This is a genomic window from Carnobacterium sp., assembly GCF_040274425.1.
In genome coordinates, this window is sequence record NZ_JBEMBC010000092.1 from 1 (window position 1) to 8,424 (window position 8,424).

The 8,424-nt window shown below is 34.2% G+C and carries 7 protein-coding genes and 1 pseudogene; all 8 read left to right on the forward strand.

Annotation, left to right across the window (positions count from 1 at the left end):
- Positions 1-206 (forward strand): sugar nucleotide-binding protein (locus ABS911_RS13000; RefSeq protein WP_350467909.1); only part of this gene is annotated, 206 nt, incomplete at its 5' end.
- A gap of 439 nt (positions 207-645) precedes the next feature.
- The gene (locus ABS911_RS13005; RefSeq protein WP_350467910.1) at positions 646-1,380 is read left to right on the forward strand and encodes a DUF1796 family putative cysteine peptidase; all 735 of its coding nucleotides are present in this window, start codon (positions 646-648) and stop codon (positions 1,378-1,380) included.
- 140 nt (positions 1,381-1,520) lie between these two features.
- The gene (locus tag ABS911_RS13010; RefSeq protein WP_350467915.1) at positions 1,521-1,844 is read left to right on the forward strand and encodes a glucose PTS transporter subunit EIIB; all 324 of its coding nucleotides are present in this window, start codon (positions 1,521-1,523) and stop codon (positions 1,842-1,844) included.
- A gap of 14 nt (positions 1,845-1,858) precedes the next feature.
- Positions 1,859-3,014 (forward strand): annotated as a pseudogene (locus ABS911_RS13015) (MalY/PatB family protein).
- 240 nt (positions 3,015-3,254) lie between these two features.
- Positions 3,255-4,592: an FAD-dependent oxidoreductase gene (locus ABS911_RS13020; RefSeq protein ID WP_350467911.1), complete on the forward strand. Its 1,338-nt coding sequence runs from the start codon at positions 3,255-3,257 to the stop codon at positions 4,590-4,592.
- Entirely contained in the window at positions 4,582-6,051 is a 1,470-nt protein-coding gene (locus ABS911_RS13025; RefSeq protein ID WP_350467912.1) for an AcpB/EbpR/MafR family transcriptional regulator, read from the forward strand. Before ABS911_RS13020 ends, ABS911_RS13025 begins: the two co-directional genes overlap by 11 nt.
- A gap of 183 nt (positions 6,052-6,234) precedes the next feature.
- Positions 6,235-7,740 carry a glycerol kinase GlpK gene (gene glpK, locus ABS911_RS13030; protein WP_350467913.1) on the forward strand — a complete coding sequence of 502 codons (1,506 nt, stop codon included), beginning with the start codon at positions 6,235-6,237 and terminating at the stop codon, positions 7,738-7,740.
- Between the two features lie 17 nt (positions 7,741-7,757).
- Positions 7,758-8,424 (forward strand): FAD-dependent oxidoreductase (locus tag ABS911_RS13035; protein WP_350467914.1); only part of this gene is annotated, 667 nt, incomplete at its 3' end.

Below are 8,424 nucleotides of genomic sequence, written 5' to 3' on the forward strand. Positions count from 1 at the left end.
GTTCATGGTATGAATTTGCCAAAGAAATTTTGAAAGATAAGCAGGTAGAAGTAATACCTGTCACTTCTGAAGAGTATCCGCAAAAAGCCAATCGACCGAAACATTCTGTAATGGATTTGAATAAAGCTAAAGCAACAGGGTTCATTATTCCGATTTGGAAAGAAGTACTTTCTTTATTTAAAGAATCACAAAGTTGTAAAGAATAAACAATATTAATGTTGTTTGCCTATATAAAAACTATTTAATTGTATAATAAAATAGTTTTATCTCACTTTAAGTATTTTAGATTTTAAAGATAGCAGAGAATCAATCAACTATATCAAGAACGGTAAATAGTTGTCCCAATTTAATTCCCAATAGTAATATTAGGGGAATCTAATAATATAATCTGTTAGACTAACTTAAATGAATTTTAGATATTTATAAAGTTATAAATATCTAATTTCTTTCAAAATTAATAGAAATATATGCACAGCGATAAATTTTTATTAAAAGAATGCCCTAGCTTTCTTAAGAATATAGACACATAAGAATTTTAAATTTTGATAAATTATTTTTTCAAAGCTAAAGGTTGAGTAAGGTTCTTCAAATTAATTATATTACGGTAGTAGTTGTTATTTATTAATATATGTAGGGGTGAATCAATTGGAAAGTTATCAACATTTTATTTCATTGGGCTTTTTTTGTAGCACAGCAAGTGAACTAGAAAAAGTAGGATTAAGAGACACTAGTAGTCCATTCGATTGGCTTATTACTGATTTTAAAGGCCTTATTCAATGTATGGAAAATAAATTCGAGGGTATTCTCGACTACGAAAACCTATCTCAATATAAAGATAATCCTAGTTATTATGTAGATGAAAAATATGATTTTCATTTTTATCATGATTTTTCAGGTTATACTTCTTTAGAAGAACAATTACCAAGTGTTTTGGAAAAATATAAAAAAAGAATAGAAAAATTTTATATTAATATTCAAGAACCTACGTTATTTTTTCGCTATATTAAAGATAATAATGAACTGAACTATATAGAAAAAAATTATGAAAAAATTATTTCTATAATAAAAAAGAATAATAAACATAATAATTTAATCTTGATTTCTAACGATGATATTGCTTCTAGCACTTTATTTATATATATAGTGGAAAAAGATAAAAACGATATAGTGGCTAGGAATTTTTTGAGAAAAAATTTAAATTTAAAAAAATATTTATGTTCAAATATTTATAATATGGAAAAAAGAAATAATAATTTACAGATATATAAGAAAAAATACAAGTATATAAAAATTAAAAATTTTTATAATAGTTTCTATTTAAAAATAAAAAATAAATTTAAAAAAAAATATATTCATAAAACTTTATATGTAAAAAAATAACTATACACTTTCACAAAATAATTTTAAAAATTTTAAAATATATTAAATAAAAAGTGGAATTGAGCTTTTTTATATCTCACTATTGCTAGTTAAATGCTGGTTTTTGGGAAAGTATAAATAAATTTGTATTCAAATTTGCAATTGTAAAATTCAATTTAAAAACACCTGGAAGAGAAATCAACAATACTGAGTATACTCAAGAAGAGTTAAGTCATAAAAAGAAAGGCAAATATGACGCTACAGCTATTTTATCAGCGTTAGGTGGTATAGCCAATATTGCTTCTTTAGATAACTGTGTGACCAGATTAAGGTTAGTTGTTAATAATATGGATGAAATAAATGAAGACGTTTTAAGAGAAAATGGTGCTTTAGGTGTCATGAAATTGGATGATCAAAATCTTCAAGTAGTTATTGGGACACAAGTAGCCTCATTAAAAAATCAACTTGAAAGATTAATTAATTAAAGGGACTGATTTATTTGGGAAAAGAACTATTCGATGAAGTAATAGATAGAAGAGGCACATATTGTACCCAATGGGATTATATAGAAGATCGTTTTGGAGTAAATAATTTATTGCCTTTTACCATTTCTGATATGGATTTTAAAATTCCAAATAAAATCAGTGAGGCATTGAAAAAAAGGAACACCCATCCAATATACGGATATACCAGATGGAATCACAATGATTTTAAAGAACCTATTGTAAACTGGTACAACAAACGTTTTCAAACTGAAATTGAAACGAATTGGATTGTTTACTCTCCTTCAGTCATGTATACTATCTCAAAATTGATTGAGTTAAAATCAAAAAATGGGGGATCAAGTTATTATCCAAACGCCTGCGTATGATGCTTTTTTTAAAACTATAAAGAGCAACAATCGAGAAGTAGTCGAAAATAAGTTACAGTATGAAGAGGGCAAGTATTTTATTGATTTTAAAGATTTAGAAGGAAAATTAGCAAATCAAAAGGCAAAAATATTATTGCTATGCAGTCCTCATAATCCCACTGGAAGAGTTTGGACTAAAAGTGAATTGTTAAAGATAGTAGACTTGTGTAATGAATACGATGTATTTTTAATATCTGATGAAATTCACATGGATATCGTTCGTGAGGGACATCAGCATACGCCGCTTGTTGCTGTAACAGAAAAATTAAAGAATGTTGCTATTTGTACCTCGACTAGTAAAACGTTTAACATTTCTGGATTGATAGGATCCTATGCGTTGATCCCAGATATGGAATTGCAAAAGGATTTTTTAGAGATCCTAAAAAATAGAGATGGTTTATCTTCTGCCAGTATAATGGGAATAGAAAGTGTCATGGCTGGTTACAATGATTGCCATCAATGGGTCGATGAATTAAATGTCTATATCACTGGAAATATGCACTTTACGTTTGATTACTTGAAACAAAATATTCCCGAAATTAAATTCACTATTCCAGAATCGACATTTTTAGCTTGGCTAGACATAAATGAACTTCCTTTCAATATGCAGGAGATTCAGCAAGCATTAGTTACTATTGGTGCAGTCGCCATTATGGATGGCTCGATTTATGGAGAAGAAGGAAAAGATTTTTTGAGGATGAATTTAGGATGCTCGAGAGAAAAAGTACTAGACGGGTTGGAATGATTGAAGAGAGCGATTGAGTATTTAAAAGTTTAAGAAAATAAAAGTATAAAATTATATATTTATAGTGAAACAAAAATCTCCTATAAAGAGATTTTTGTTTTTTTTCTATGGTTTAATCTTGGGAAGCTCAATAAAAAAGTAGTAATTAATTGAATGCAATCTTAATAATTAGCTGAGCTCACCGAAAATCTTTCTCGCTATGTTATACTTATTGAAAACACATTGACGAGGAGTAGGGGCATGAAAGTAATTATTATAGGAGCTTCTTTTGCTGGAGTAGCATCGGCTTTAGAAGTACGAAAAAAATATTTTGATGCAGAAATTATTCTGTTGGAAAAGCAGCCTACTTTGGGATATATTCCGAATGGACTGCATTTATACTGGGAAAATAAAATTGCTGACTTAGACGCAGCTTATTTTATTACGAAAGAACAATTGGAAAAGCAAAACATCCAGTGCTACTTAGAAGCAGCTGTTGAAAAAATCAATATACTTCATAAAACAGTTAACTATATGTTTCATGGGCAAGAAGCGACAATCAGTTATGATAAATTAATCATTGCAACGGGTTCGAGTCAGTTATCACAAAAAATCAGTGGTAGTGATGGTGAGAACGTCTTGAAATACAAACGGCATCATGAAGCAAAAGATGCTCTATCTAAAGTTGATGCTAGCAAGAATGTAACGATTATTGGTGCTGGTCAGGTCGGAGTAGAAGCAGCTGATTTGCTAAGCAAGCAACAAAAGCACGTTACGCTGATTGAAAATATGGACTACATCTTATTCAAATATTTTGATGAAGACATGATACAGCCCTTGCAACAGAAAATGCTTGAACAGGGAATTGATTTGCGCTTGAACCAAACGGTTTCATCTATTGAATCAGAAGAGGATCAACCGGCAACCATTCGCTTTGGAAATGAGTTAGTTACGAGTGATACCGTTATCTTAGGTGTGAATGTGAGACCGGACTTGCACTTTTTAGATGAAAACATCCGGCTTCATATGGACCAAACGATTGCAGTTGATCGTTATATGCGTACATCAGTGGAAGATGTTTTCGCTGTGGGGGATTGTATCCAACTAGCTTATGGAGAAGAAGAGGAAACAGTGTATATTCCACTTGTAAATAATGCTGTTCGGACAGGAATCGTTGCTGCTGCTAATTTAATTGAACCAAAAATGGCTTTCAAAGGCTCTTTACGTACGATTGGGACTTTCATATTCGGGTATTATATTGCGAGCACAGGTATGACGGAAGCTGAGAGTGTGTTTACGGGTCAAAAGGTGAAAACCTATCGTCAAGAAGTGCGGTTAACTAGTCTACCAACTAGAGATACTGTAACGATTAAATGGGTCTATGATGCAACTAGCCATGTTTTGCTTGGAGCTCAGATGATTTCGACTTCGAATATGTTAGAAAAAATCAATACATTAGCATTAGCCATTCAAACGAAGCAAACGTTGGAAGATTTGAAACAAAAAGATTATTTCTTCCATCCCTCGTTTTCCCAAATGATTTCGGCTACCAATTTTGTTTCTTGGCCAGAAGTGAGGGATGACGGAAATGAAAATTGAACACTTCTTGGAGAAAAATGAGATCAGAGAAGTTACGATTTTTAAACAACTCGTGCTGAACGGCGGAAAACTCTCTTATACAGATATGTTGGAATATTTAGCTGTTGCAAGAGCCTCACTGGATAAAGATTTGGAATCCATTTCTTTTCGAATTCAATCTTTTGAAGATCAAGTGCAGGTCAATTATAACGGACAGTACATTTCTTTGACCATGAGTGATGAGTTTTCTTTGCCGCAAATTCATCAACTGTATTTGAACCAATCAATCAAAGTGAACCTGATCCGGTTTTTATTTAAACATCAGGAGTTCTCGATTACTCAACTGACACAAAAGCTGATGATTAGCGATTCATCCTTATTTCGTAAAATCAAAGAGTTGAACAGTTACTTGAAAGAGTTTGGTGTCAAAATCCGTAATGGACAGTTGCACGGTGAAGAGTTGCATATTCGGTATTTCTACTTTCAGTTTTATAGCTATATCGAAGACCAAGAATCCGTCATTCCTTCACATAGTGACAAGCAAATCACTCAAATGGTACAAGCTATGGAAAGTTCCTTACAAGTTACGATTGAACCAGAAAACAAACAGCGGCTCAATGTTTGGATGCTCATTAGTAAAAATCGCGTTACGAGCAAAGAGAAGAAGTATTCACATTTGCGCGAACTTATGCAGCCGTACTTAGAGGATCTGCTATACCAAAAAATTCGGATGACGGTTTTGCGCTACTTTAGTCGTTATTCGATTGAAGTCGATGAAGAAGAAGCGATGTTGCACTTTGCGTTTTTGCTAGCTTTTCCGTTACTGAGTGAACATGATTTTCATGAGTATACGTTGGAGCGTGACCGTCGTGCACCTATTGCAACGATGGATGCGTATATTGTTGAAACCATTATTATCCAATATAAATTTCGCAGATTGCCTTATATGTTGGAACGTGACATGCATTACCACCTTTCTCATATTCACACAAAACTGTATTTCTTCCAAGGAGATATGGAAATTTATGATTATGAAGGAATGTTGGCCAAAGAAAAACAATTTACCGGTAGAGACCTCGTTTCATTTGCAGAAACATTGATTGCGATCAGTACAACTAAATTTGGCATCAAAGAAGCTGAAGACAATAGTTTATTGAAGATTGGGTTGTTAAGGTACATCAGTTTATTGTCGATTATTACGTTGAAGATGACGACCATTTTACAAGTGGGAATTGATTTGAAAATGGAAGCTATTTTTACGGAGACAGTGAATCAGCTGCTTATACTGAATATGAGGCATATCAATGGCATTCATGTCGAAGCTTGTCAGTCAGGTAAAGTATATGATCTTATTCTTACTAATGAGCAACCAACGAATAAAGATCACTACGGTAAATCCAGAGTATACGTCCTCTCTGAAATTCTATCTTCTTTCGACATGAAAAATATTCAAAAAATCATTCAAGAATTCAATTTATAGAACAAGCTCAGTGATAATACTGCAGCTTGTTCTTTTGCTTTTCTGACGCAAAATTTATTCGAAAAGACAAATACTCTCAAAAAATTTCAAAAACTAAAAAAAGATGACGTTTTCTTTCGAAGAAAAACGGTTACAATAAGTTTATTAAGAAATCGCTTGCAAAAGCATGGGAGGAAATTTAACATGACAGAGAAAAAATACATTATGGCCATTGATCAAGGAACAACGAGTTCAAGAGCAATTATTTACGATAAAAAAACAAATACAATTGGGAGCTCACAAAAAGAGTTCACTCAAATTTTCCCACAAAGCGGATGGGTAGAACACAATCCGAATGAAATCTGGAATTCTGTACAATCGGTAATTGCTGGAGCTTTTATTGAATCCGGTGTCAAACCAGAAGAAATCGCTGCAATTGGGATCACGAACCAACGTGAAACGACGATTATCTGGGATAAAGAAACAGGTCGTCCAATTTACAATGCGGTTGTATGGCAATCACGTCAATCAGCACCTATTGCAGCTAAGCTCGATGAAGCTGGACATTCTGAAATGATTCATGAAAAAACTGGGTTGATTATTGACTCTTACTTCTCAGCTACTAAAATTCGTTGGATTCTTGACCACGTAGAAGGCGCTCAAGAACGTGCTGAAAAAGGCGAGTTGATGTTTGGAACAGTCGATACTTGGTTGGTATGGAAATTAACAGGTGGAGAATCATTTGTTACCGACTATTCAAATGCCAGCCGTACGATGTTATTCAACATTCATGAATTAGAATGGGATCAAGACATTTTAGACTTATTAAACATTCCACGTGCTATGATGCCGGAAGTCAAATCCAATTCAGAAGTTTACGGACACACAACGAACTATCATTTTTATGGTGCTAATATTCCTATCTCAGGAATGGCTGGAGACCAACAAGCCGCTTTATTCGGTCAAATGGCTTTTGAACCAGGAATGGTGAAAAACACTTATGGAACAGGTTCGTTTATCGTGATGAACACTGGTGAAAAACCACAATTATCTGAAAACAATTTATTGACTACTATTGGCTATGGAATCAATGGTAAGGTATACTATGCATTAGAAGGAAGTATTTTTGTAGCCGGGTCTTCAATTCAATGGTTGCGTGACGGACTTAAAATGATTGAAAATTCTGCTGACTCAGAAGCATTAGCTAAAGCTTCTAAAAGCGACAATGAAGTATTTGTTGTACCAGCCTTTACTGGACTTGGCGCACCTTACTGGGATTCAGATGCACGAGGATCTGTTTTCGGATTGACACGTGGAACAACTAAAGAAGACTTTGTCAAAGCAACTTTACAATCCATTGCTTATCAATCACGTGACGTTGTAGATACAATGAATAAAGACGCTGGCATCGACATTCCACTATTGAAAGTAGATGGCGGAGCAGCTAATAATGACTGGTTATTGCAATTCCAAGCAGACATCTTAGGCACAAAAGTTCAACGTGCATCTAACTTAGAAACGACTGCTTTAGGTGCAGCTTACTTAGCTGGTTTAGCTGTAGGATTCTGGGAAAACATGGATGAAATCAAAGACTTGTACGAAGAAGGTGGTATCTTTGAACCGCAAATAGCAGAAGAAGAGCGCGAAAAATTATACAAAAACTGGAAGCTAGCGGTTAAAGCGACTCAAGTATTTAAGCCTGAAGCATAAAAGGAGGAAAAAGAATTATGGTGTTTTCTATTGAACGAAGAAAACAAGATATAAAAGCATTAAAAGAAGAAACATTGGACGTTTTAATTATTGGTGGAGGGATTACAGGTGCTGGAACTGCTTTGCAAGCCAGCGCCTCTGGTCTTAAAACAGGACTTGTTGAAATGCAAGACTTTGCAGAAGGAACCTCTTCTCGCTCGACTAAACTAGTTCACGGTGGATTGCGCTATTTAAAAAACTTCGACGTTGAAGTGGTAGCGGATACGGTTCAAGAACGTGCTGTCGTGCAAGGAATCGCACCACATATTCCAAAAGCAGACCCAATGATTTTGCCGATCTATGACGAACCTGGTTCAACTTTTTCTATGTTCTCGCTAAAAGTAGCGATGGATTTATATGATCAATTAGCTAGTGTGACGGGAACAAAATATGCGAATTACACATTAACAAAAGAGGAAGTTCTTAAACGCGTTCCTCAACTAAAAAGTGACGGCTTATTAGGTGCTGGAGTTTACTTGGACTATCGTAACAATGACGCTCGTTTAGTGGTTGAAAACATCAAGCGCGCAGCTGCGGATGGCGGACATATGGTCAGCCGTATGAAAGTTGTCGGCATCTTGCACGATGAAAACAATAAAGCTAGCGGAGCAACAGTAGAAGACTTGTTAACGGGTGAAACATTTG

What these genes read in the sequence shown, in the direction of transcription:
- ABS911_RS13020 (WP_350467911.1), top strand. Translation starts at nt 3,255, where the DNA reads ATGAAAGTAATTATTATAGGAGCTTCTTTTGCTGGAGTAGCATCGGCT.
- ABS911_RS13025 (WP_350467912.1), top strand. Translation starts at nt 4,582, where the DNA reads ATGAAAATTGAACACTTCTTGGAGAAAAATGAGATCAGAGAAGTTACG.
- glpK (WP_350467913.1), top strand. Translation starts at nt 6,235, where the DNA reads ATGACAGAGAAAAAATACATTATGGCCATTGATCAAGGAACAACGAGT.